Annotated in this window: 17 protein-coding genes and 4 pseudogenes; 6 read left to right on the forward strand and 15 right to left on the reverse strand. The window is 62.6% G+C overall.

Translation table 11 applies throughout. The annotated features are described in order from the left end of the window. Positions 1-130 precede the first annotated feature (130 nt). The 14 genes and pseudogenes from HZR81_RS16575 to HZR81_RS16640 all read right to left on the reverse strand — a co-directional run bounded on the left by HZR81_RS16575 (position 131) and on the right by HZR81_RS16640 (position 18,600). The gene (locus HZR81_RS16575; protein ID WP_500128746.1) at positions 131-1,267 is read right to left on the reverse strand and encodes a catalase family protein; all 1,137 of its coding nucleotides are present in this window, start codon (positions 1,265-1,267) and stop codon (positions 131-133) included. A 27-nt stretch (positions 1,268-1,294) separates the two neighbouring features. Further along, positions 1,295-3,166: a di-heme-cytochrome C peroxidase gene (locus HZR81_RS16580; protein WP_500128747.1), complete on the reverse strand. Its 1,872-nt coding sequence runs from the start codon at positions 3,164-3,166 to the stop codon at positions 1,295-1,297. Positions 3,167-3,326: 160 nt separating this feature from the next. Beyond that, positions 3,327-3,737: a lysozyme inhibitor LprI family protein gene (locus HZR81_RS16585; RefSeq protein ID WP_063540342.1), complete on the reverse strand. Its 411-nt coding sequence runs from the start codon at positions 3,735-3,737 to the stop codon at positions 3,327-3,329. Continuing rightward, entirely contained in the window at positions 3,737-6,034 is a 2,298-nt protein-coding gene (locus HZR81_RS16590) for a DUF8812 domain-containing protein (protein WP_500128748.1), read from the reverse strand. Before HZR81_RS16590 ends, HZR81_RS16585 begins: the two co-directional genes overlap by 1 nt. Positions 6,035-6,082: 48 nt before the next feature. Further along, the gene (locus tag HZR81_RS16595) at positions 6,083-8,185 is read right to left on the reverse strand and encodes a type VI secretion system Vgr family protein (RefSeq protein WP_500128749.1); all 2,103 of its coding nucleotides are present in this window, start codon (positions 8,183-8,185) and stop codon (positions 6,083-6,085) included. A gap of 21 nt (positions 8,186-8,206) precedes the next feature. Further along, complete coding sequence (locus HZR81_RS16600) at positions 8,207-9,184, reverse strand: serine/threonine-protein kinase (protein ID WP_500128750.1); 978 nt, start codon at positions 9,182-9,184, stop codon at positions 8,207-8,209. Next, positions 9,181-9,912, reverse strand: a complete 732-nt coding sequence (locus tag HZR81_RS16605; protein WP_500128751.1) for a PP2C family protein-serine/threonine phosphatase — start codon at positions 9,910-9,912, stop codon at positions 9,181-9,183. Before HZR81_RS16605 ends, HZR81_RS16600 begins: the two co-directional genes overlap by 4 nt. After that, positions 9,912-13,451 (reverse strand): type VI secretion system membrane subunit TssM, encoded by a 3,540-nt coding sequence (gene tssM / locus HZR81_RS16610; RefSeq protein ID WP_500128752.1) that lies wholly within the window; start codon positions 13,449-13,451, stop codon positions 9,912-9,914. Before tssM ends, HZR81_RS16605 begins: the two co-directional genes overlap by 1 nt. A 1-nt stretch (position 13,452) precedes the next feature. Further along, on the reverse strand, positions 13,453-14,334 hold the full coding sequence (gene icmH / locus HZR81_RS16615) for a type IVB secretion system protein IcmH/DotU (protein ID WP_020309034.1): 882 nt from the start codon (positions 14,332-14,334) through the stop codon (positions 13,453-13,455). Positions 14,335-14,339: 5 nt separating this feature from the next. After that, a pseudogene (gene tssK / locus HZR81_RS16620) lies at positions 14,340-15,672 on the reverse strand (type VI secretion system baseplate subunit TssK). A 2-nt stretch (positions 15,673-15,674) separates the two neighbouring features. Next, positions 15,675-16,157 carry a type VI secretion system lipoprotein TssJ gene (gene tssJ / locus HZR81_RS16625; RefSeq protein ID WP_500128753.1) on the reverse strand — a complete coding sequence of 161 codons (483 nt, stop codon included), beginning with the start codon at positions 16,155-16,157 and terminating at the stop codon, positions 15,675-15,677. Between the two features lie 4 nt (positions 16,158-16,161). Next, on the reverse strand, positions 16,162-17,358 hold the full coding sequence (tagH, locus tag HZR81_RS16630; RefSeq protein WP_500128754.1) for a type VI secretion system-associated FHA domain protein TagH: 1,197 nt from the start codon (positions 17,356-17,358) through the stop codon (positions 16,162-16,164). Positions 17,359-17,378: 20 nt separating this feature from the next. Continuing rightward, complete coding sequence (locus HZR81_RS16635; RefSeq protein WP_369806274.1) at positions 17,379-17,480, reverse strand: type VI secretion protein; 102 nt, start codon at positions 17,478-17,480, stop codon at positions 17,379-17,381. A gap of 874 nt (positions 17,481-18,354) precedes the next feature. Next, positions 18,355-18,600: an AbrB/MazE/SpoVT family DNA-binding domain-containing protein gene (locus HZR81_RS16640; protein WP_500128755.1), complete on the reverse strand. Its 246-nt coding sequence runs from the start codon at positions 18,598-18,600 to the stop codon at positions 18,355-18,357. 323 nt (positions 18,601-18,923) lie between these two features. Here HZR81_RS16640 and HZR81_RS16645 point away from each other — a divergent pair, with 323 nt between their 5' ends. From HZR81_RS16645 to HZR81_RS16655, 3 genes and pseudogenes are all read left to right on the forward strand, one after another. Further along, on the forward strand, positions 18,924-19,400 hold the full coding sequence (locus tag HZR81_RS16645) for an Xre family toxin-antitoxin system antitoxin (RefSeq protein ID WP_003294185.1): 477 nt from the start codon (positions 18,924-18,926) through the stop codon (positions 19,398-19,400). Beyond that, on the forward strand, positions 19,397-19,888 hold the full coding sequence (locus HZR81_RS16650) for an RES family NAD+ phosphorylase (RefSeq protein WP_003294183.1): 492 nt from the start codon (positions 19,397-19,399) through the stop codon (positions 19,886-19,888). Before HZR81_RS16645 ends, HZR81_RS16650 begins: the two co-directional genes overlap by 4 nt. Positions 19,889-20,525: 637 nt before the next feature. Beyond that, positions 20,526-20,759, forward strand: a pseudogene (locus HZR81_RS16655) (DUF3375 family protein); the annotation flags it as partial. A gap of 48 nt (positions 20,760-20,807) precedes the next feature. Here the strand turns inward: HZR81_RS16655 and HZR81_RS16660 are convergent. Continuing rightward, a pseudogene (locus tag HZR81_RS16660) lies at positions 20,808-21,131 on the reverse strand (IS21 family transposase); the annotation flags it as partial. A gap of 1,198 nt (positions 21,132-22,329) precedes the next feature. On the opposite strand from HZR81_RS16660, the gene HZR81_RS16665 reads away from it, so the two are divergent. The 3 genes and pseudogenes from HZR81_RS16665 to tcmP all read left to right on the forward strand — a co-directional run. Beyond that, on the forward strand, positions 22,330-22,593 hold the full coding sequence (locus HZR81_RS16665; RefSeq protein ID WP_080773458.1) for a BPSL0761 family protein: 264 nt from the start codon (positions 22,330-22,332) through the stop codon (positions 22,591-22,593). 2 nt (positions 22,594-22,595) lie between these two features. Continuing rightward, entirely contained in the window at positions 22,596-23,201 is a 606-nt protein-coding gene (locus HZR81_RS16670) for a DUF6088 family protein (protein WP_023095076.1), read from the forward strand. 59 nt (positions 23,202-23,260) lie between these two features. Then, positions 23,261-23,582 (forward strand): annotated as a pseudogene (gene tcmP, locus HZR81_RS16675) (three-Cys-motif partner protein TcmP); the annotation flags it as partial.

The raw sequence follows: 23,582 nt of genomic DNA on the forward strand, positions 1-23,582 counted from the left end.
TGCCTATGTCGGGCGATGGAGTCCTGATTGATGCTAGCAGGGCTCCGCCCGGCAAGACAGGACCGGGTGGCCCGTGGTCGGCAACAGGCGGCGCGCGTCGGTTGCTGATCCATGGACCGCCACGGCGGCGTCAAAGTGCGCCGTTGCGCTCGAGCCGGTAGCTGCTGATCGCCTCGTACACCGCCTTGCGCAGCCGGTTGATGCCGCCGATGGGGCGATGCTCCGGCAGTGCATGCCAGGGGTTGAAGCTGAGGTTGTCGCAGGCGAGGTTCTGCTCGGGGCTGTCGAAGTCCTGCGGCGGCAGGCGGATGTCGGCGACCGTCTCGAATGGCGCGATGGCTTCGTCCCACTCGATGCTGGTGTCCTCAATGGGCATGTAGTGTTCGGCGTTCTGCCGCTGCACCTGCAGGGCGAAGCAGGCGGGCGTGCGGTCGAGGGACAGCTGCTGATAGAGCGCACTGCGCAGGAAGTTCGGCAGGTCGCGGTTCTGCTCGGGCAGTTGGTAGGTCGGGCAGTTCTCCGGCGTCGGTACGACCCGGTACTTGATGTTGTGCGGGCCGAGCTTATATGGCGCCACGGAACTGTAAGTGGTGGCCACCGGGCTCTCGGGCGCGGGCGCCAAGGTCTGCAGCGCGATGAACAGGTGGCGCAGCTCCCAGCTGCGCGGATCGATGCTGGGGAAGAACGCCAGCGCCTTCTTGCCCTGCGCCTGGGCGGCGAAGTTGCTGCGATATTCGGCAACGTCGCGGACGAAGAACACCGGGTGGTTGAACATCACGAAGTCCTGCTCGCCGGCATGGCGCGGGTCACGCGTGAGCTTTTCCCCCGGCACGTCGAGTAGCTTGATCGCCATGCCGCGGGCGTCCCGAATGCGATCGAACTGCGGGTAGGCGTTGCCGTTGGACAGCCTCACCCAGGCCTGCCAGGTCTTGCCCGGCTCGCTGAAAACGCCCTGGCGCAGTGCGGGTTGCAGGTCGGCGCGCACACTGACTTCGGCGCGCACGCAACCGTGGGCCTTGGCATGGGCGTCGCGCAGCACACGGGTATTCTCGCTGTGCTGTTCCACCACGGCGATGGCGTCGGCGATGATCGCCTGGGTGTCGGCCGCTTCGCTCGGGGAGACGACCTCTTCACTGGAGACGGGGCCACGATGGGTGAAGTGAAAGTGCACGGCGGCAATCGCCCAGCCGGCCAGGCCCAGGGCGGTAATGGCAAGCAGCAGCCGGCCCAGCAGGCGGCCGATCCAGAGCCAGAGTCTTGTCAGCATGAGGCAGATCCTTGTGCGAAGGGCAGTTCAGGGGCAGCGTGGGCCGGGGTTGTGGGGCCGCGCCGGCAGTTCCTCGAGGCGTGGTTCGAAGCGGGGATCGCCGAGCACCTTGAGGTACTCGACCAGCGCCCAGCGCTCGTGTGGCGCCAATGCCCGGCCGATCACGCCATTGCCGCGACAGCCGGCGCGGAATTCATGACCGCGATTGCTGTTGCCGGTGATTGCGGTATTCAGCAGAAAGCCGCCTTCGAAGCGCTCGGTGCGAATGCCCAGGTGCTGCGGATCGTATTCGCGGCTGCCGACCCAGAACTGTTTCTGCCGTTCGGCCACCGGAGACAGCAGCTGGAACAGTGTCGGCACCGAGCCGTTGTGCAGGAAGGGCGGCGTCGCCCAGATGCCGTCCAGCGGGCGTGCCTTGTAGCCGCGCAGTTCCTGCACGCCGATCGGCAGGCCGAAGCCGTCGAATTCCGCGCGCTCGGCCTCGCCGATGCCGGCGTCACGGTAGGCGCGCTCCTCGACGTAGGCGGTGATATAGGCCAGCCCCTTGGCGCTGGACAAGCTGGCGAGATCGTGCGGGCCGGATGACGCGCCATACAGCTGCACATCCAGACGATCCAGCTCATCCTGAGTCCAGCCCAGGCGGGTCAGGTCGAAGCGGTGGTCGGCAATGTTGTCGGCTGTGGTCGGATCGGTACCGACGAAGGAGGTGGGGATCACCTTCATGCGCCACTCGGGGTCGCGTTCGGCAGCGAAACGCTTGTCGACCGGCTTGGGCCTGGCGTCGTGGCAATGCGCACAGTTTTCCTTGTACAGCGCGCGACCGAGGCTGGCCTGCTCTAGATCGATCGCGCCCAGCACGTCTTCGGGCCAGCGAGGCGGGGTCAGCTGCATGAGCGTGGTTTCAAGCCTGTGCAGGTCGCGTACGCGAACGCCCGATGCGTAGCGCTCGGCTTCGGCGACGGGCTGGCCGTTCTCGTGCAGCAGCCGCAGTGTGGCGCCAACACCCAGCGCCTCGCCGATATTGCGTGCCATCGGCTGCATGGCCGAGCCGTTCCACTGCACCCAGTCGAACTTCCAGATATCCCACAGATGCGGGTAGCTCACCGGCGCGTTGGCCACGCGGTAGTTCGCCGGATCGATGGCATCGCCGAACACGCTGTTGGCGATGCGGCCGAACGCATCGGTACGGCCGAAGCCTTCTTCGGTGGGGTAGAGGCCGCGGTGCCAGTCGTTGTAGGCGGTGCCGAGCAGACGGTCGAGCACCTGCTTGAAGTCGTGGCGCAACTGCGCGCGGTCCTGCTCGTAGCGCTCGCCCAGCACCTGCTCGGCGAAGCGACGGAACTTGAGCGGGTTGTAATAGGTGAAGGCCATGCTCATGCCCAGCGCCTGGCCAAAGGCGCCCCCGCGCAGGGTCGGTACGGTGGACGCCAGCGAATGCATCGCCGCGCCACCGTCGATACGAATGGCCTGACCCCCGTAGCGCAACTCGCCGGTGTGGCAGGCCGCGCAGGTAACATCCAGATAGACGCGACCGGTCTCATCATCCTCGTGGCGGGCAAAGCCGACCGGCAGGTTGCCGGGGTTCAGCGCGGTGGCTTGTTGCGCGGGATCGACCAGAAAGCCGAAGCGGGCGAGGTAGTCGGGCGTAGCGAATTTGTCCCGGCTGAAGGGCAGCTCCAGCGCGCGGAACCAGTCGTACTCCAGCCCCTTAACCTGAGTGCCCTGCGGCGTGTAGTAGTAGGTCTGTCGCTGCGTGGCGTCCCACTGCTCCAGATAATGCAGCGCCTCGGGCGCCTCGTACTCGGGCAGGTTTGGGTAGGCCACAAAATACAGCCCAACCCCCACGGCCAGCACGGCCAACAACAAGACAGCCCCCAGGGCTCGGCGCAGCAATCGCATCGGTACATCCTTGTAGCGTCATGGCGAATGCGCGTTTATGGCAGGGTTGTGGGGTGATGGCAATACGGTGTCATTCTTTATGTGTGACAGATATTAGCGTGGGTGTGGTCCACCCCATATTTATCTCGAACGACGCTTACACCGGTTGTTTCCAGTGTCCTCATATGTCAGGGGCAATGCGATTCAGATAGCCCGCCCTGTCATCACTCATCCTTGAGATACAATTATCAATCGTTACTTGGTAAGCCTCTGCGGTCTCCTCTATTTCAAAGGCTTCAAGCTTGCAATCTGCGTCTCGCAGATCGATCCACTCTCGCTGCGCCGTCTTTAATAGAGAAACGTATTGGTCTGCTAGCAAAGGTGAGTTTTTATACTGAAGTCTGATTCGATTCAGAGTGGCCTTGTACGATGAATTAAGAAGATTGTCTGATTGCTCTTTATTATACTGCGCGCACAGGGCTATTTGAGAAGAAGCTTCAATCTCTTCGCACGGATTGTTAACATCATTGCTTAATGCTGTACGTGCAAACAGAAGCAAAAAAATTAGAGTTATTTTTCGGATATTGAACATTAGTTATTCCTAAGGTAACGAGCTCTGTTTCGCCCCGGCTCATACTGCCTGATGGCAGGCGTATTTTCTATGTAGCGTATCAGCTCGGCTTTATCATTCCTCATTCCAGCCTTCATCGGGTTGGGCCCCTTTGTAAAACCCTGATAGACGAAATCTACCAGCACATCCCTGATGACCTGATCTAGGGCGTTCCAATCGGCCCTATCAGGCTCGCTCGCAGTCCAGTGGTCATAGTTTCTGATAGCGCGATCTACGTAGTTTGGGTAGATAATGTTGAAAAGAAGTATTTCCTGCTCGGGAGTTATTTGCCCAATAGATGATTTGTTATCTCTCACAAATTGCTGAGCAGCAGCGCCTTTCTTCCCGTGCGCCTGGGCAATCTTAGTTGCCTGATCATGCGCAATGCCGGCAGTTGTCATATGAGCGTAGATTTCTATTTCGGTCCGTGAACCCATGTCATAACCGCGACCGAGAGTGACGCCCGATAGATCGTTTCCAGGCCAGTGAACGACCCGGCTGAAGAACGGAGAGGTTGGAATATTATTCCCTTCGGCATCAAACGTTATTCTCCCTTCGCTAATCGTGTGGTTGGCACGCGCTACAGTGCTGAATATGCCGATCAGGGCAAGTGGTTGAAAGTGCCAAGCTTTCCCATCTGCGCTGATAGAGTAGCGCCCGGCGATATCGCCCCACCAGCTTAGAGTTTTGATGCGGTTCTTCTCTTCCGCCCAATCCTGATTGGGGTCATCGGAGCGGTGGCCCATCAGCTCATCGAGTTCGTCCCAACGCGCTGCATTCCAAAACCACTCGCTTTCATGCCGCGTGACGAGCTGCGAGATGGATTGGGCGTGGCAAGGCTTTTCCAGTGCCTCTTGGATTTCTTGGGAGGTCATCTTGCCGTCGCGGTTGGTGTCGATGATGTCGTAGAGGCGGCTGCGCACCGGACCTTTGTCGGCCTGGTCGATGGCGCCCTGGTAGCTGGCTTTTTCGTCGTCGGACAGGCGAAGCGCCGCGTTGAGGTAATAGACGAATCCCGAAATGGGAGGATCGGCATCCTCAAGACATTCAAAACCCTCCCACTCCCACGGGCTATGACGAGTAGTGATCAGCTCCTGCTCGGCGAGCCAGCCGTCGATGGGGTTGCCGTTAGCATCGGCGAACAGGCCGTCCAGCCGCCACCAGTGCATAGTGTTGTCCGCGCCATCCTTGGCCTGGATTTTTCTCGAAGCGGGGAGCCCATCCAGCAAGGACTGCGGAATGATCAGGTCGACGCCGATCTGCGTGCCATCGTCATCCAGCTTGGGCGGGTTCTCGGCATTGATATCGTCCCGATGGGTGATCAGTTTGCTCGCACCTTTGTAGACCTTGAGCAGGGTTTTCTTGTCGTCCGGCAAGCGGCTGGCCCAGGCGCGGCTCCGGGCGATAAAGCCGGGCACATCGTCGCAGCTGAACAGTTCGACATGGACCATGTGCTGAGCGGCGCTGTCGTGGTTCTGGTACAGGCCGGGATGGCCAATAAGGTCACCAGCCTTGATCGGCAACCCGCTGTCGAGAACGATGACCTTGCCGTAGTCCGCTGGCTTGCTGTGCGGTTTGAGCAAGCTGGTGGATACATAGCCGGGCAGTTGCCCCTCGTCGTCGGCTGATAGAGCGGGTTGTGCCGTCCCGCTGATCAGGCTGACCAGCTTGCTGAACTCGCCTTCCGTCTCGCCGATGGTGATCTCGGCACCCTTGGACAGCTCCGACAGCTTAGTGGTGTGCTTGCTCGGGCCTGCGCGAACGCTCAGGCCATCGTGCTGCGTATTCACGGTATAGCGTTTGGTTTCCCAGAAGGCGGGGCGCGGAAGGTCCGCTTGTGCCTGGTAGCCCGTCCAATCCAGCAGGTGCATGTACAGGCTGTAGAGAGTGAGGCTTGGAGGGGTTTGCCCTTCGACAATGCTGCCGTCAGCGTTCTTCAGCGGCGGCGGCTGCAGGCTGTGCTTGACCAAAACGAACCCCGTGGAAAAGGGCGCTCGTTTGACCAACGGAATGTCGTCGGTGAATTCGCTGACCGGGTAGCGCTCGTCGATGCGGTAGGCAATCACCTCTCCGTCGGCGATACAGCGCACGCTCGACTGGTCGAATGCAGCGGCCGTGCCTTCGTCGAAGTGCACGCCGCCATGCCATAAGCCGTTTTCGCCGGTGGGGTAGAACCCGCCTTTGGCCTGGGCCATATGTGTAAGCAGTTGCAGCGGATTGTGGCTGGTGTCCTTGCTGGGAAACGGATAAGCCCAATTGATCGGCTTGTGTTCGGCCATGTTCGATGCTTCCTTGCGTTCCAGCCGGCTGCGCAGCCGGCACTGTTCTTAGCCCGAGAAATTGAGCGAGCGCTTGCGTTTGCTGTGCAGGCTGGCTGGCTCGCCCGGCATTGCCTGCTCCAACAGGCTCCCGGCCTTGTCGCTATCCGCGACCCCTGGCAGTAACGGTGGCTTGATCTTGATCCCCGAGCCCTTGCCCGGTGCGCCGCCGGCGTTGATCCGCGCCAGCGGGCCGGAAACGGTGATGCCGCCCGGGTCGAGCTTGATGAAGCTGCCGCCGGCCTTGAGGGTCAGTTCGACGCCGGCTTCGATGACCATCTTCTGCCCGGCCTTGAGGTGGATCTCGCGACCGGCCTTGGTCAGCTGGGCGGTGCCGAGCTTGATGTGCTGGGTCTGGCCGACGGTGAGGTGGTCGTCGGGTTTGACTTCCACCTTGCGATCGCCGGCAACGGTAAGGTGTTCCTCGGCCTTGAATTCGCTGTAGCTGTTGGCCTCGACGGTGTCGTGGCGTTCATGGCCGACGCGGATCTTCTGGTCGTGCTCGATGTTCTCGTCCCAGTCGCGCTGGGCGTGGAGGTAGATCTGCTCCTGGCCCTGGCGGTCTTCGATGCGCAGTTCGTTGTAGCCACCGCCGCCGGGTGAGCTCAGCGTTTTGAACACGGTGCGGGTCTTGTTCGCCGGCAGCTCGTAGGGCACGACGTGCTCGGCGTGGTACAGGCAGCCGGTCACCAGCGGTTGATCGGGATCGCCTTCGAGAAAGGTCACCAGCACTTCCATGCCGACCCGCGGGATGGCGATGCCGCCGTAGCGGTCGCCGGCCCAGCTGGAGCTGACACGCAGCCAGCAACTGGTCTTGTCGTCGGCCTGGCCATGACGATCCCAATGGAACTGCACCTTCACCCGGCCGTACTCGTCGCAGTGGATCTCTTCGCCGGCAGGACCGGTAACCACGGCGGTCTGGCTGCCGAGCACCTTGGGTTTGGGATGGCGCAGGGTAGGGCGGTAGGGAACATCCCAGGGCGTGGCGGTGAAGTGGTTGCGGTAACCCTGGTGGAATTCGGTGGCGGCCAGTTTCCCCTCACCCCAGCCCTCTCCCCGGCGGGGAGAGGGGGTTGGACTGTGCAAGTTGGGCGCGCTGGTAATCGACTCTTCCAGCACCTGTGGCTGCTTGCCTTCGTGGAGCACCTCGTCCAGCAGCCAGAGCTGGTTCCAGTCGCCGCGGGGATGGTCGGTCAGTTCGAGGAAATGACCGCTGACCAGAAGTGGCTGGTCACTTTCACCCTCGGCCCGTTCGTAGTCGTGGCGGTGCCTTTCCAGCGCCCGTTGGGCCAGGTGCTTGCCGCGGCTGCGGTCGACGAAGCGGCCGGGGTAGTCGTAATCCTCCAGGTCCGGCTGGAAGTCGCCGGGCTGGTCATCGAGCCGAAACGCCGCTTCCATGGTCAGGCGCGGTTTCTCGAAGTCGTAATCACGACGGGTCACGCGGCTGGTGCGAGTCTCCAGCCGCAGGCCGAAGCGCTTGATCACTGGCTGATCGGCGACCAGCCCGGAATCCTGCTGATAGGCCACTGGCGCCAGCGTGGGGAAAACCGTCTGGTCGTCACCGAACACCAGCACATGGCCGTCGGCGCTGTGCTGGAAGTGATAGTGGATGCCTTCCTCTTCGCAGAGGCGCTGGACGAAATGCAGGTCGCTCTCGTCGTACTGCACGCAGTAGTCGCGTTCGGGATAGACCACCGGGCCGAGGTCGAAGCGACGGCCGACGCCGGCGAGGATGCCGTGCTCCTCGAGCACCTGAGCGACGATCTGCGGCACGGTCAGGTGCTGGAAGATGCGCTGGTTGGTGCGATGGGCGAGGTAGGCCAGCTGCGGCACGGGCGTGAGGCGGTAGCGGGTCAGGCGTTGGCCGGATTCGCCCTGGGCGATGCGGTGGACCAGGCCATGAATACCTTTGCCAGCCGGGTCGAAGGCGAGAAAGGCGGGTTTATGCAACAGTGCCTGCAAATCCAGATCGGGGCGCTCGCTGACCAGCTCCAGGTCGAAGCGATAGGGCTGGCTGATGGCCTCGCGGCCCCGGAACTCGAGCAGCTTGAAGTCGTGTACGACGTCTTCCAGGGTCAGGCTGAAGTGGGTTTCATTAGCCGCGTTGAACATTGGGCTTTCCTTGTCCTGATGTCATCCATGGGAGTGGCCGAACCAACGCTGCCAGCGGCTCGGTACGGGGCGACTGAAGGCGCGCAACAGGCCCGGTGCATCGATGCTGCGCTGCGCTTCGTCGAATGCCAGTGCCAGACGCAGTGCCGGCCAGCAGTGTGCAGGCAGTTGCGGCGGGCATTGCAGGGTACGGTCCAGTTCCATCGCCTTCGCCTGGCGAGCGCTGAGCCGGCGAAACGGATGGCTGCCGCTGGCCAGTTCGTAGAGCACGCAGGCCAGCGCATAGATGTCTGCGCTGGCGGTCAGCTCGCCCCCGTCGAGCAGCTCCAGTGCCGCATAGCGCGGCGTCCAGGCGGCGAAGCGCGTGCGGCACAGGCGCGGCAGACCGGGTAGCAGGCCTTCCAGCGGCTGGCCAAGGCCATAGTCGAACAGGCGCAGGCCGTCATCGGCGAGCATCACGTTGCTTGGTTTCAGGTCGCCATGCAGCACGCCCAGGCTGTGGGAGTAGCTCAGCGCTTTCAGCAGCGGCAACGCGATGCCCTGCAGTTCGCTCCAGGGCATGCCCTGCGGGCGCTCGCACAACAGCTGGTCGAGGGTCGGCCCCTTCAGCAGCTCCAGGGTGATGAAGGCGCGCTGGCTCGCCGGGTCGATATCGAAGTTGTACAGGCGCACCACATGGCGGTGACTGAGGCGCGTGGTCAATGCGTATTCGCTGTAGAGCAGCGCGCTGGCGTCTGGGTATTCGGCGAAGTCTTCACTGAGGGTCTTCAGCGCCACGTAAGGGTCCGGATCGCCGAACTGTTCGCGCAGCAGGTCACGCGCGCGATAGACCGCACCCATGCCGCCGACGCCGAGCAGGCGCTCGATCCGGTAGCGGCCGCCGAGCACATCCGGCAGCTCCCCGGCAGGCGGCCTCGGTTCCACCGGCATTGGCGTGCCCGCGGTGGATGCCAAGGCAAAGTAGGTGAGGTCGCTGGCCTGCAGCTGCGGTACGTTCATCGGCGGATCACCACGGCGCTGAGATTGTCCCGCGCCGGGCCCTTGAGCGCCTGGCGAAACAGCCGCTCTAACGCCAACTGCGTGGACGGCAGGCTGAGGGCTGCACCGAGCGCGTCGGCCGACATGCTCTGGTAGAGCCCATCGCTGCACAGCAGCAGGGTGTCGCCCGGGAATACGGCGAATTCGAGGATATCCAGTTCCAGCTTTTCGCTGGCACCGATGGCGCGGGTCAGCGCATGAGCGGCCGGGTGTTTGGCGGCGAGCTCGGGGCTGAGCTGCTGCTCGTCGATCAGTTGCTGCAACAGCGAGTGGTCGCGGGAAAGCTGATACAGCCGGCCGCCGCGCCACAAGTAGCAGCGGCTGTCGCCGGCCCAGATGCATGCCGCGCGGTCATCCTCCACGAGCAGGGCGACCACGGTGCTGCCGATCACCGGGTCCGGGCGTTCGGCGGTGACCGTCAGTTCCTGGCTGAGGCGGCGATTCAGCTCGTGCAGGCAGCACCGCAGCGCCAGCACCCGCTCTGGCAGGTCGCCCGTAGAGGACAGATCGGCCAGCTGCTCGACGATCAGGCGACTCGCCAGCGCGCCGTTCTGGTGTCCGCCCATGCCGTCGGCCACGGCCCACAACCCGGCCTGCGGCAGATCGAGGAAGGCATCTTCGTTGCGCGCCCGCACCTTGCCGGTGTCGGTGCGCGCCGCGCTGCGCCAGCTGCACACCGTTGCACTCATCACAGTGTTGCCGGCAGCTTGAAGCCGCGCAGCAGCGCGAGGTCGAAAGGATTCGGCGAGCGCTGCGCGTGCAGCAGGTAGTTAGCGCGCAGGCCGCCGAGATCGGCCTTGAGCATCAGCACGTCGCGCCCGCTGTGGTAATCGACCTGCATCAGGTCGATCAGGCGGAACAGCGACCAGGGCCCGGTGTTCTTCTCGATACCCACGCGACGGCCGCCGAGTTCCTCCACTACCAGGCTGGTGCGTCCGTCGTCGGCTTCGGCCGGCCAGCGGAACGCGGTCTGCACGATGGGCCCGTGGCGATATTCCATCTGCTGATTGCCGAAGCGGAAGTCGGCCCGGCCGAGGCTCGAATCCAGCGAGTACGGCTCGAGCTTGAACAGGATCAGCGGCTCGTTGGGGTTCTCGGCGAAGAAGCTGCGGCGAATGGTCTGCGCCCGGCTCATCTGTGCAAGGAACTGCTCGGACAGCGGCAGGCCGCGGCCATCGACTCGGCGCAGCTGGTACTGGCCGGCGCTGCCGCTGACGAAAGGCCTGAGGTAGCGCTCGAAGAAGCTGTCCGCCAGGCCCTGGGCCTTGAAGAACTCGCGGAAGTCGGCGAGGGCGACGTCGCTGGCGCTATGGGCGCTGAACGGATAGCGTTCGCGCAGGGCACCGCGATAGCTAGCATAGAGCTCGTTGCGATAGCGCTGGTTGAGGTAGTGGTAGGCATCGCTGAGCACCAGCGACCAGCTGTCCTCGGCCAGCAGGCCCAGCCATTTGCCCAGCGGCTGCGGCAGCCGTGCAGCGCTGTTGCGCAGCTGGTTGATGGCGTCGCGCTGACCGCCCATGCGTGCCTTGGCGATCTCGAAGGCGGCCTGTTCCGGTGCGCTGGCATGGGCCAGCGAGGCCAGCTGCGATTGCAGGGCGTCGAGGGCCTGCAGACTGGCGCTCAATTCGGGGCCGGCTGCGCCGTTTTCGTCCAGCAGTTGGTGCAACGGCGCGAAGCGGCGCTCCAGGGTCTTGCGTGCAGTGTCGGGTATGTTCTTCAGGAGCGCAGCCTGGGCCTGCTCCGCCGCGGCAGTGGCCAGTTTGGCCGCTTTGCCGAGCTTGCCACCGGCGCCTTGCGCCGCTTCGGCCAGCTCGCCGGCCTCGGCGGTCGCTTCGGTCACACCGGCGAAGCGGGTGTTCTCGCGTATTTCCAGCAGCAGTTGCAGCAGCGGCGAGTTGGCGGCAGTGAGCCCGGCGAGCTGTGCGGCACCCTGCGCCGCACTGGCGGCCGGCAGGATGTTCAGCTGGGCGATCGCTTCGCTCCAGTGCACGGCGTAGTCGCGGAAATACAGTTGCTCCATTTCCATCAACAGGCGGCCGAGGTCCTTGGCGCTGAGGCTGTCGCCTTCGCCCAGCACCCAGTTGTCGCGCAGGATCTCGCTGACCAGATCGGCGCCCTGAGCGACGAACAGCTTGTGATAGCCGCGCTGGGTATACAAGCCGGGAATCGCATAGTCGCCGCCGACGAACAGCGACGCCTGCGGACCGAGCTGCGTGTTCAGACGATAGTCGGGAAGGTTGCGCGCCTGGTCGCGCAACATGCGGTACACCACTGCCGCCAGCGATTCGCTGCGCAACTGGGCGCGGGCCTTGGCCACCAGTTTTTCGTTCAGCTGATACGGCGCGAAGGATTCCTCCAGCAGGCGCGCAAAGTGTGGGTTGAGCCCCTGCTGCGCCACGGCGTTGCCCGGATGGCGCAGCGACCAGTCGGCGGCCAGCCAGTCCGTGAGAAACGCCGCATCACGGCGTTCGGCCAGGTTCAGCATGAGATAGGCGCGCAGGCTGCCGAGCAGTTGCTCGCGGTCGTTCAGGTTGGCGCGAATCTGCGCTTCCAGCTGCCGGCCGACACGTGGCAGCAGCAGTTTCTCCAGATCGCGGCGGTAGGCCTCGTGCAGCGTCGGGTCGACCGCCTCGCCCTGATACAGGCCGCCCCGGCGCAGCCAGGACACCTCGTCTTTCGGCGGGAACACCTCGGTCGCCGCATAGCTCGCGTCCAGAGCCTTGAGCGTACGTAGCGCCTCGTCTCCCGCCTCGATGGACTTGCGCTCGCTGCCGAGTTGCTGGGCGATGCCGCGCAGTTGTTCCAGGCGCTCATGGTTGCCCGAGAAGTTCAGCGCCCAGGCGCCGCCGATCAGCAGCAGGCAGCCGAAGGCACCGGCATAGAGGGCACGCTGGCCCCAGTCGATGCGGCGCACCTCGCGTTGGTCGAGGCCCGCCAGTTCGGCTTCCGGAAAGATCACCCGGCTGAGCAGCTGATTGATGAAGCGCGCACGGCCGCTGCGGAAGGTTGGCAGTGCACTGCTGGCCAGGCCGAGCTGACGACCGATACCGGCGGTGAGCGGGTCGAGACCTTCGCGCAGTTGCGGCGCGCTGGTCAGGTAGAAGCCCCGCAGCTGGCTGGCACGCTGGTAACGGTTGCCGGCGAAGGCCAGTTCGATAAACAGGCTCAGATGCTCGCCGATCTGCCCCAACTGATGGGGGAAGTCGAGGATGCGGCCACGGCGCTGGGTATCGCGCTCCTGATGCATGCGCAGGATCACCTGGCTGTTAAGCCGGCGCAGCAGTTCCTCGAACTCCTGGCGCACTACCTGCGCGTCGCTGCCATTCTGTTCCTTGCGGAAACTCGCGCCGAGCACCTGGTCGCTTTCCTCCCGGGACAGCTGCTCGAAGAACTCGTCGAAACCGAGAATCCGATCGGCTTTGCTCAGCACCAGGTAGACCGGCACGTCCACGCTCAGACGTTGATGGATCTCGTGCAGGCGCTGACGGGTCTGGCGGGCAAGGTTCTCCAGCTCCAGTTCACTGCCGCCCTGCAGCTGGTCCACAGGCAGGTTGACCAGCACGCCGTTGAGCGGGCGGGCACGACGCCTGCGCAGCAGACCGAGCAGGGTGTCCCAGGCGCTGCCGTCGACGGCAGCGTCGGGCTGGGTCAGATAGCGGCCGGCGGTGTCGATCAGCATGGCATGATCGGCGAAGTACCAGTCGGCAAAGCGGGTACCGGAGACATCCTTGGTCAGGCGCTGCTGTTCGCAGCGGTTGAGCGGGAAATCCAGCCCGGAGAAGTCCAGCAGGCTGGTCTTGCCGCTACCCTGCGGGCCGATCAGCAGGTACCAGGGCAGCTCGCTGCGCCATTTCTCACTGCGCCCGCGATAGAGGCTGGAGGTCTTCAGGGTACGCAGCGCCTGCTTGAAGCGATGGCGCAGCTCCTGCTGCTCTTCACCGATCAGGCCGTCGCGGCGCAGTTGTTCCTGAACGTCCTGATCCTCGGCGTCGCGCTTCTTGCGCGCGTTGGCGCGCCAGCTGGCGAAGACCATGGCCAGGCCCCAGCCGAGAAACAGCACGCTGATGCTCAGCAGGCGGGCGGTCGAGGATTCCCAGAAGCGGTGGTCGTCGACCGCCAGCAGCGGCCCGACGAACCACATCACAACCGCCAGCAGCAAGACCAGCAGCAGGCTCCAGACCCAGGCCCGGCGCAGCACGGCGCCGAGCTTGCCAAAGAACGTCTTCATCTCATTTCATCCCTGAAAAGGTGGAACCGCCGGCATCCATGTCCAGCACTCGATAGGGTTGCAGCACCGCCTCACGCTGTTCGCCGAGGACCCAGGCGAAGCCGCCGTAGATCACCCCGAGACAGACCAGGGTGAACAGCGCGACCATCCACCAGGGCACGATGCGCACCAAGCGCCGGCGGGTGTCCTTGAGGCCCTCCCAATGCGGCGACAGCTCGCGCGGGATGTCGCCGCGCATCTGCCGGATCTGCCGGTAAAGGCTGTCGCGTACCGCTTCCAGTTCGAGCATGCCGCGCGGTAGCACGCGATACTTGCCCTCGAAGCCGAGGGACAGGCAGAGGTACATCAGTTCAAGCATCGGCAGGTGCTTGACCGGGTTGCGCGACAGCCGCTCGAGCAGCTGGAAGAACTTCTCGCCGCCGAAGGTCTCGTTGTGGAAGGAGGACAGCAGGCTCATCTGCGACCATTCGCTCTCGTTGCCCCAGGGCGTGGTCACCACGGCCTCGTCGAGCACGGTGCAGAGCACGTAGCGCGCCGCCATCACCTGGCTGCTTTCGGCGCCGTCGTGCAGCGCGCGATGCTCGAACAGCTTGATCGCGCTGCTCAACTGGCCGTGCAGGGCCTGCAGGTCCTCGCTTTCCAGGCTGTGCTTGAAGCGCACCACTTCCGACAGCAGCGGCGAGGCGGCGGCCACCAGCGGGTTGAGGCTGATGTTGAAGGTTTCCGCCGGGCGCAGGCGCGCGGCGTAGATCATTCGCTCCTCCAGCTGCTCGAAGCGTGGCGGGGTGTCGAAGTCGGTCAGCGGGCTCTGCGCCGGGGCCTCTCCCGCTCGATTGACGATGACCGTGCGGTCGTCCTGTCCGTAATCCATTTCCTTGATCATGTCGCTCAGTCCCTGACCGCCCAGAATTTCAGTTCGAGCCCGGCGAAGTCACCGGACACATGGAAGGCAAAGCCGCCGGAACGCTCCAGTTGCGCCTGGTCCTCGGCGTTGAGCTCCAGCGCGAAATAGGTCTTGCCGGCGTGGAAGGGGATCTGCCGCGGCGCCACCGGCAGCGGCTTGAGGCGGATGCCCGGCAGATGCAGGTTGACCAGCTGGCGGATGCGCTCCACCGGGCCGATCTTCAGGTGCGCCGGCAGCCGCGTGCGCAGGGTTTCCGAATCGCACTGGGCGCTGGCGGCGAGCACGAAGGACGCCGTGCCGAGCAGCTTGTGGTCATGCAGCGGCGATACCTGGATGCCGTACTGACGCTGCTGCAGCAGCAGCTCGATGGCGTGCTGCTCGAGCACCATCGACAGCACCTGGCGGATCGCGTCCATCAGCTTGCGGAAGCTCGCGCCCTGATCACTGTGCTGGTAACGGCCATCCAGGCGCGGGCGCTTGCTCTCGCTGGAGAAGGTCGCCAGCTCGCCGAGCAGGCCAAGCAGATCCCGGTAGATCTGCATCCGGATGCACCTGCTCCACGCCCAGGTAGTGGCGCAGCACCGGTTCGTGACGGTTGATCAGCTGCAGCATCATGAAGTCGCCGACCTCGGCGCCACCCACCTTGCCGGTGGCGCTGATTCGCTCTGCAAGGGTATCGCCGCGGTGGGCGAGCATGCTGATCACTTCCTTCAGACAGGACAGCAGATAGCCGGAAGCCTGGAAGTTGACGTAGGTGGGAATGAATTCCGCGTCGAGGCTGATGACCCCGTCCGGTGTGGTGTCCAGCACCTCGCACAGCTGCAGCTTCACGTAGGCCTGGTCGCTCTGCTGCTCGCCCAGTAGCAGGCGGAAATCCGGCAGGCCGGTGCTGACCTGGCTGGTGCTGCTGTCGCCGGCATTGGAGTCGGCCACGTCCAGTTCGTGGGCGGTATAGCGCGCCAGCACGTCCTTCTGCTCGGGCCGGCGGGTTTCGATGTGGTTGCCGGTGACCAGCGGCAGCGCAAGGTAGACCGGTGTGCTGCCGGTATTCGGCGGGATGTCCAGCGCCAGCGGCTCGCGCTCGCTGCCCAGCTCGAACAGCGTGCCGTCGGGGAGGATGCCGCTGGCCTGGCTGAGCACCAGCTTGCCCATGTTGAGGAACTGGCGGTCGATCTCCAGATTGAAGAACCCCCAGGCGTAGCTGCCCAGCTTCTGGGTGCGCGCCTTGAGTTGGTGATCGTAATAGCGATCGCTCTGCTGGAAGTGCTGCGGACGCAGCAGCATGCCTTCCTGCCAGACAACCTTATGCAGGCTCATGCTTACTGTCCTTCTTCGGCGAGCGGGTCGAACAGCGCGATGCCGCGCTCGTCCAGGCTCAGGGCGATGCGGGTGCGCTCTTGCGGCGGCAGCGCGATGACGTAGCGCCAGCTGGCTTCCGGCAGGTCGCGGTAGGCGGCCAGCACGCCGACGTAGCGGCTGCCGTCCTGCACCGAGAGCTTCAGCTCACGGCTTTCGCCGGGACGCAGTTCCAGTTCCTCGGAGGTCACCAGGTCCGGCGCCAGGGCTTCCTTGGGCCGCTGGTAGAGGGTGAAGAAGTCGCCATTCTCGAACGCCACCGGATGCTTGAGCTCCAGCAGGCGCAGCACGATCGGCGACGGCCGGCCGTTGAGATCGGGGTTGAGGCGGTCGCTGCCGTGCAGTTCGAGGTCGAGTTTGGTCAGCTTGGAGTACGGCGACAGCGCCGAGCAGCCGCCCAACAAGAGCAGCGAGGCCAGCATGGCCAGGGTGATGCGACGAGGCATGGGATCATCCTTGATGGGTTGAATCGAGCGTGGCGATCAGGCGCACCTGCTCCTCATAGGTCTTGGCGAAGTCGCGGGCGAACAGTCGCTCGCTCCAGTCGGCATCCTGGCCGAGGCTGTGATGCAGCCGGCGATAGGCGCGCCAGCGACTGCCGGCAGTAGCGATCAGCGGTTTGCGGCCTTCACGTTCGAAACGCAGCGCCAGCTGTTCTGGTGCCAGCTGCTCGAACATCGCGTGAACAGCCGCGCGACTGGCCGCCAGCAGCGCCACCTGATGCGCCTGGAGGTCTCGGAAGGCGCGGCCGATGGCCTGTTCGGCCGAGAGTTGGCCTGGCTTGCCACCGCGCAGCAGGGCGCTCAGGGCCTCACCCGTATCAGTGCTGTGCTTGAGCGGGTTGTTGCCGGCGCTCTGCACGGTGGTCAGCGCCAGGCGCAGCTCGTTCTTCAGCTCGCTGCGGGTGCGCAGGCTCTGCTGCAGGCCGCCGACGCTCTGCTTGAGCAAGCGGGCGGCATTCAGCGCCAAGGCCTGGCGCTGGTCCTCGTCGAGATCGTCGAGATCGATGCCCAGCGCCTCGCCGAAACGCGCCCAGAATCCCTGCGGCAGTCGTTCGGGTTCTGCTTCGCGCTTGGTTTCGGGCGCCGCCTGCGGCATGACCAGCTCCGGCAACGGCAGGCTTTCCATGTCGATGCGCGCGTAGTCGCGCTGCTGCGCCTGGCGCTGTGGCGCTACCAGAGCGAGGTCGAGGTCGTCGACCTCGGCATAGACGCGCTCTTGCTGTTCCATCGCGACCAGCGGATCGAGGTCGAGGAAGGCATCATCGGGGATGATGCTGCCAGCCGGCTGCGGGCGACCGATGTCGCCTTCGAACAGCGCCGGATCCTGGATCAGCCGGGCGCGGATCTCGAAGTCGCCCAGGCAGTAGACGCTGCCATGCTCGATGCGTTGCGGCTGGCCTTTGACCAGGCTGGCGCCGCTGTCCTTGAGCTGGATGCCGTTGCTGCTGGTATCGGTGAGAAAGAAGGCGCCGTCGCGGTAGCTGATCACTGCATGACGTCCGGAGAGGACGCGCTTGCGGTCGGGGATCACCCAATCGCAGCCCTCTGCGCGGCCGATCACTCCGCCGGCCTGCTTGAAGGTTTTGGTGGTCAGCAGCCCCGGTACGAATTGCTGGGCACCCACCATATCGAAGACCAGTTCCATGGTCGTGTCGCTCCTTGCGGTTACTGGCCGCGATTCAAGGCTTGCGGATCACCCAGCGGGCGATAGTGGTCATCGTCGAATTTGTAGTTGCCGGTGCAACCAGCGAGCAGCGCGGCGGCGATGAGCGAAACGAGGGCGTAATAGCGCACGGGCACGCGATTTCCTCCTTGAAGTCGTGTGTGGGGGCAAGGTGCGCATGGCGCGACCTGAGCGGGGCATTGAAGTTCAGTTGTCCCGCAGGCTCGGTGAACCGGTTCACAGAACGCCCGGTGGATGCGTCTAAAACGAGCGTGAGGTCAGATTGGGGCGGTTCGGCGTCGCCGCACGGCGGGTTTGGCTTGCATCGGTCCGGCAATGCTGGCAGGCGATCTGCTGATCGCTGACGGACCTGCAGAAACGCAAAAGCCCGCAGCGAGCGGGCTTTTTGGAGTGCTTCGACTGAGGCTCGAAACGACTATCTGTATGGCGCATCCGGCGGGATTCGAACCCACGACCCCCCTTCGGAGGGTAATGCGGTACAGGAATCTTGGTTGGTGGCAAGCGTTCAAAAATGCCTCTAAGTGCCGTCCCGCAAAGCTTTGGCCTTATCTAACTGCCTGCAGTTTATAGCTCTTAGCGATATCTAAGGGTGGTTATCTAGGGCACAAAAAACGAAATGGGGCCCAGCGCTTTTTGACACCTAGCCAGCCCCTAGCTCGTCCTGCCGTCTTCTCACCGAACCTGATTTCTACAAGCGGCTGGTGGCCTACGGGCAGCGACTTAGCCCAGCATGGTCACAGGTCGCAGTGGGCATTAACACGATCAAGTAACACCTGCCGCTTTGGGCTTTCCCGCGTCCACACAAACCTGTTCTGTTGCCCTCGGCTGTTGCTTTACATATAGGCAACTCAGGAGTGCGCAAGCCCTAAAGTCAGCGATGCTTTTCTGGTGGAAGACTCTACTCTCGAGAAGGTGCCAAGGTCGTGCAAGATGCGTCGGGATTGTGCGGCAGTTAACTCACTCGTCCTTGGCGTTTATCTCGGCAGAGATTTTGCCAAACGACTCCCAATGGCCAACCAGCTCATCCACGTGATCAGGAATGCGCGGTGACTTACTGAGCACCAGACAGCGGGTCGTACCCACGTATTCCTCAAGGAGGTAGAGCGTGTCCCCAACGTCGACGCCCATTTCCTGCAGAACGTCGTCGGGCAGGCGAATGGCGCCATCGCCTTCCCAGTCTTCGATCACCACATGATGTTTCATCGTGACTCCAGAAGCCGGTTGGATGAGGTGTCCGCAAGGGGAGGCGGCGGCAGGCCGCTGCCAACTTAGTCCTGCGGCGCAGGCCGGCAGCATAGCAAAGAGCGGAACGCGTCTACCCAGCCATTGCTTCCGGTGGACGAAAACTCACCCGAGCAGCTCAACTGCGCAAGCCGGGAACGAGCACCCGGAATGGGGCGTCAGGAATGCGCTCAATCGATTCAGACCACGAACAGAGCGATACCAGATGCCAGGCACTTACCCGCTGCATGATGCGCCAAATGACGCTACAATAATGTCATATGTCGCATCTGGAGGAATGCTCTATGGTTTCCGCCGACACTCGCACTCGCACTCGCAAGGCAGCACCCGCCGCCCGTAGGCCAACGGAATACCTTTTCCAAAGTGACTCTGACCAGCTCAGTCCGGTCATGGTCTACAGGCTCACGGTCAAAGGCTTCGACCTGAAAGACGTGCAAGACATGCTTGCGATTTCTGATCTGTATTCGACGAAGAAGATCATGAGTCGCATTGTGGGCAAGTCCATCAGGACGATTCAGCGCCAGGGCAGCAAGCAACCAGCACACCTCAACTCCCAACAGAGCGCCGTGGCATTTCAGTACGCGAAGGTGCTGGAGCACGCGATCAATGTATTCGGCACTCAAAAGCTGGCCGAAGAATGGCTAGGGCGCCCTTGCAAGTATCTGGACGGTGACGTGCCGCTGGACGTTATCGACAACCCAGTGGGTTTTCAGGCAGTCGAGGACTATCTGGAGCGCATCGAGTACGGGGTCTATCAGTGAACCCATTTCCCTGGTCTGGCTCATGGTACGCATGGCGCCTCGACCGTGAGCTCTACAAGGACACCTGGGACAGTGGCATTGGTGCCCACAAGCTGGGTGGCCGCTGGAACGCTCCGGGGCGAAACGTTGTGTACGCATCGGCAGATCCCTCAACCGCCATCCTGGAGGTGGCGGTGCATGTCGGCTTCGATGCGTTGGATACGGTTGCGCATGTGCTCACATGCTTCGAAGTGCTCGATCAAAGCCTTATCAAGGTCGTACAGCCTGAAGATGTTCCCAATCCTATCTGGCTGACTAGTGCATCCGCTTCACCTAACCAGCAGAAGTTTGCAGACGCCCTGCTGGCCGAGCATCCGTTCGTACTCATCCCATCCGCCGTCACTCGCCACTCTTGGAACTTGCTTGTCAGTCGCGAGCTGGCCGAGGGCAGGTATCGAATGATCAGCCAAGAGCGCTTCGGCCTGGATACGCGTCTCGTTAAGGTCTGAGCTGCTTGGCACTGGCTGAGCCAGCAGTGTCTTTCAGGTGAATGCCCTCAGATTGCGTGATAGCTCTTCACGTAGCCGTAGCACCAGGACGTGTACCGGCCAGAACAACAGGCCCTACCTGTTCCCCGGATTGACAACGCCCCAGCCTACGGCACAGCAACCAAGCCAGTGAAAGCTCACTTGAGTTTTAAACCGACGCCGCTCTTTTGGAGTAGGAAACGACGGAATACCGCAGGGAAAACAAATATTTCCATGCCACATCCAGCTATTCCACAGACAGGACATCGAGACTGTGCTCTATAGCCACCATGGCTGCGCTGGATTGCCGCAGGATGCCAGTGGCAGTCCCGCAAAAACCACTGAACCACCACATCCGCTCACTGGAACCTCTTCGCCGAACTAGCCAAATACACCTAGGTTAAGACAGATCCCTCCGCCAAATCGCCGATATCCAGCGTGCGCCCAAGGAATAAATCGCGAAACCTCGACTGGGCTGGCCTTTCACTCACTCTATTCGGAATGACGCAGCCCCTGCCGGCTATTAAATGGGGCCACGCTCCAGGACAAATACGTATCATGAGGCAGCGGGTTCGCTTGGTAAGCTCGTGCTCAGAAAACCCTAGTCAATGTGGCCGTCATGGAAGAAAGCGCGCAGCAGCGCTCAGAACGCTATGTATCCGCCCGCAGCCAGCACCCAGCGTGGCTTTTGCTCGCCTCGCGGCGTGCTCCGCTCGTATTGGGCTGCCTGCGCACGCTATTCGAGCGGGCGCATGATGGGATCCCCATGGAGGATGCGCTGCAAGCGCTGTCCGAAATGCTGGCTGCTTATGCCAGCCAGGAGCTTTACGAAATCGACCCAGATGCAACGCATCACCACGTCCAGCTTGCCCTGCCAGGCCCGGTAGTGCTCGCAGAATCAGCTGTACTGAAAACCCTGCGGCTGGCTCAGGCGATACTCCTGCCAGAGCAGCGCCAGGGTCACGCCGGGGCGACGCAGCTCGGCGTGCACCCAAGACCAATCAGGCAGTGGCCGCTGCTCACTGGGCACCGCAGGGGCCAGTGGGAACAGTTGCTGTTCCAGTTCGGAATCGGACAACGAGCAGGGCCAGGCTAGACCGCTGGCGGCAAAGCGACAGAGGTAATCACCGGCACTGCTGTGGCCTATGCCCAGACTGCGGGAGATCTTACGGACAGACAGCCCGCAATCGAACTTGAGGCGCAACACCTCACGGATTTTACGCATGGACAAACGCTCCACGACGACCTCTCTGCTTCGAAAAAGAGGTCGATGGTAGTGAATAAATCCTGCGTAGCTGCCTGCCTGGAAAGTGTCCGGATGGCCGTGGAATCGGTGTCCGGATGCTCGTGGAATGAGTGTCCGGATCAGCGTGGAATCACTGTCCGGATGTGCGTGGAATGGGTGTCCGAGTCAGCGTGGAATCCGCACGCTCGGCTTTTCCGGTTGCGCTGGAGCGTATGGTCGGGGCTGGGTGACTGCCCGCACTCAGGATGCCGCTCAGCTGAAAGCTCTGCAGGTCGGGGCGCTCACGAAACTCCGGTCAATTGAGTCGCACCATGGCCGAGCCGCGATCTCGCGCTCGCCAGATTCCGGTCTGATGACGCGACCAAGAGCGCTCGGCTGTTTCCGGTTGCGCTGGAGCGTATGGTCGGGGCTGGGTGACTGCCCGCACTCATGATGCCGCTCAGCTGAAAGCTCTGCAGGTCGGGGCGCTCACGAAACTCCGGTCAATTGAGTCGCACCATGGCCGAGCCGCGATCTCGCGCTCGCCAGATTCCGGTCTGATGACGCGACCAGGAGCGCTCGGCTGTTTCCGGTTGCGCTGGAAAGTATGGTCGGGGCTGGTTGACTGCCTGCGCACAGCATTCCGGTCAGACAGCGACACAGGGAAATTCACCACTTACTGCGCGGTTTACAGGGCGACGGGAGTCCAGCGCTCGCCCCAGTTTTGCATCCACCGGAATTTGCCGAGCGCCTTGGATCACAGGAACACCTTCGCCGAAATAGTCAAATGAACCCTCATTTCCTAATCTGGGAGCTGACGAAATTTGCGGCATCTACGTTAGCGCAGCGGAACATCGAGTTACCGTGTGTCTCGTAAGTAATCGGGAGCGCACGCTGATGAGATGGTTTTTCGTGGTGATGCTTTGCGGTGGGGCAGGTCTCTGGCTAAGCGCCCAATATCAAGTTCCTCAATGGTTGCTTTGGCTCCTGCTGGCGCTGGGAACCACGCTGTGGGGCCTGGCCAAGTGGATGGAACAACAGGAGGCCGAGACGGAGCGCGATCCTGATCGCAGGTGCTGATCAGGATTGGGCCGTATTGAATCTCCCAATGGCCGCAGCGCTGAACTATTCGCAGTGTGGTGGACGATGGTGAGCCAGCTACCCGGGGCTTTGAGTTCATGACCAGGGGATAACGAGATTGACCCTCCCTTACGAAAGAACACGCGCCATCCTCAAAACAGAGGAGTTCCTGCGTGAACTCTCCCGTCATTCGGGGTTACCGCAGGATATCCGCAGCTATGCGAAAAGCCTGCTCAGGCACTATCCATCTGCCGATCAAATTTTCTCGCTGGGGCGCCTTGAGGAATGCCTGGTAAGCGATGGGCCTGAAGATGAGTATCGACGTCGGGTAATCGCTTTCCATCAGCCGTTGCTCTGCTCGTCGCTGGAGTCGACACGATAGCAATGTCCCGCCCTCATTCTGAGCCGCCGGTGTCTCACCTCGTCACGCAGCGGGTTAAGTTTCTGCGCAAGGGGAGGCCTTTCAGCATCAGGTGTCTTGCAGGGCTTGGTTCGAGCTCGGCCATCTCCAAGGCAGTCGCCCAGCTTGTTCGCCGTGGCGAGCTTGAGCGTGTGTACCGTGGCATCTACATGCGGCCGAAATACAGTCAGTACACTGGTCGGGTTCATCGTCCTGGGCCTTGGGACTTGGTGAATCTGATTGCCAGGCAGAACCGTTGGAAGCTGCAGATCCACGGCGCTGATGCCGTGAGACGTTTCGGGCTGAGTACACAGATGCCGGTCATCCCGATCTATTACACGAGCGGCTCCAGTCGATCTCTATTCGTGGGGAAGGCCGAGATCAGGCTCGTGCATGCCGCTCCGATGGTGATGCAGTGCGCAGGAACCAAAGTGGGGATGACCATCAGCGCTCTGTTTTATCTCGGCAAAGGTGGTACTACGCCGGAGTGTGTTGCTGTAATAAAAAAAGCTCTCAGCCCTGAAGACCTGAGCAAAATAGTGGCCTGCAGAATGCCGAAATGGATGCGCGCAGCGCTGGAGACAACATGAGCCGGTAAGAAGCAGCCAGACACTCCGTTTGGCTGCCTATCCCTCTATCAGAGTCGGACCTGCATCTATTGCTGGCTGCCCTTCATTCTCCTCGGCTTGGCCAGGATGTCCACCTGCATAGCGCTGAATTCACAGCAGCATTGCCGACCATCGCTCAAAAGCTCAAGCATTTCGGCAAGGGTGAGCGTGTGCTCTTCCTGCTGGATCAGTACGGTTATGGCGACGTGCCGTTCCCCAAGATCAAATGGATTTTCCAGCACCTCAGCAATGCCGAAGTGCTGCTGACCTTCAACGTCGATTTTCTGGTCACGTACCTGGCTGACCGCCAAGCGAATCGGAAGGCCATCGCCAATATCGGTCTGGATCACCATGTGCCGTGGA

It is taken from the genome of Pseudomonas sp. LM13 (assembly GCF_041381355.1).
Taxonomy (GTDB): Bacteria; Pseudomonadota; Gammaproteobacteria; order Pseudomonadales; family Pseudomonadaceae; genus Stutzerimonas; species Stutzerimonas frequens.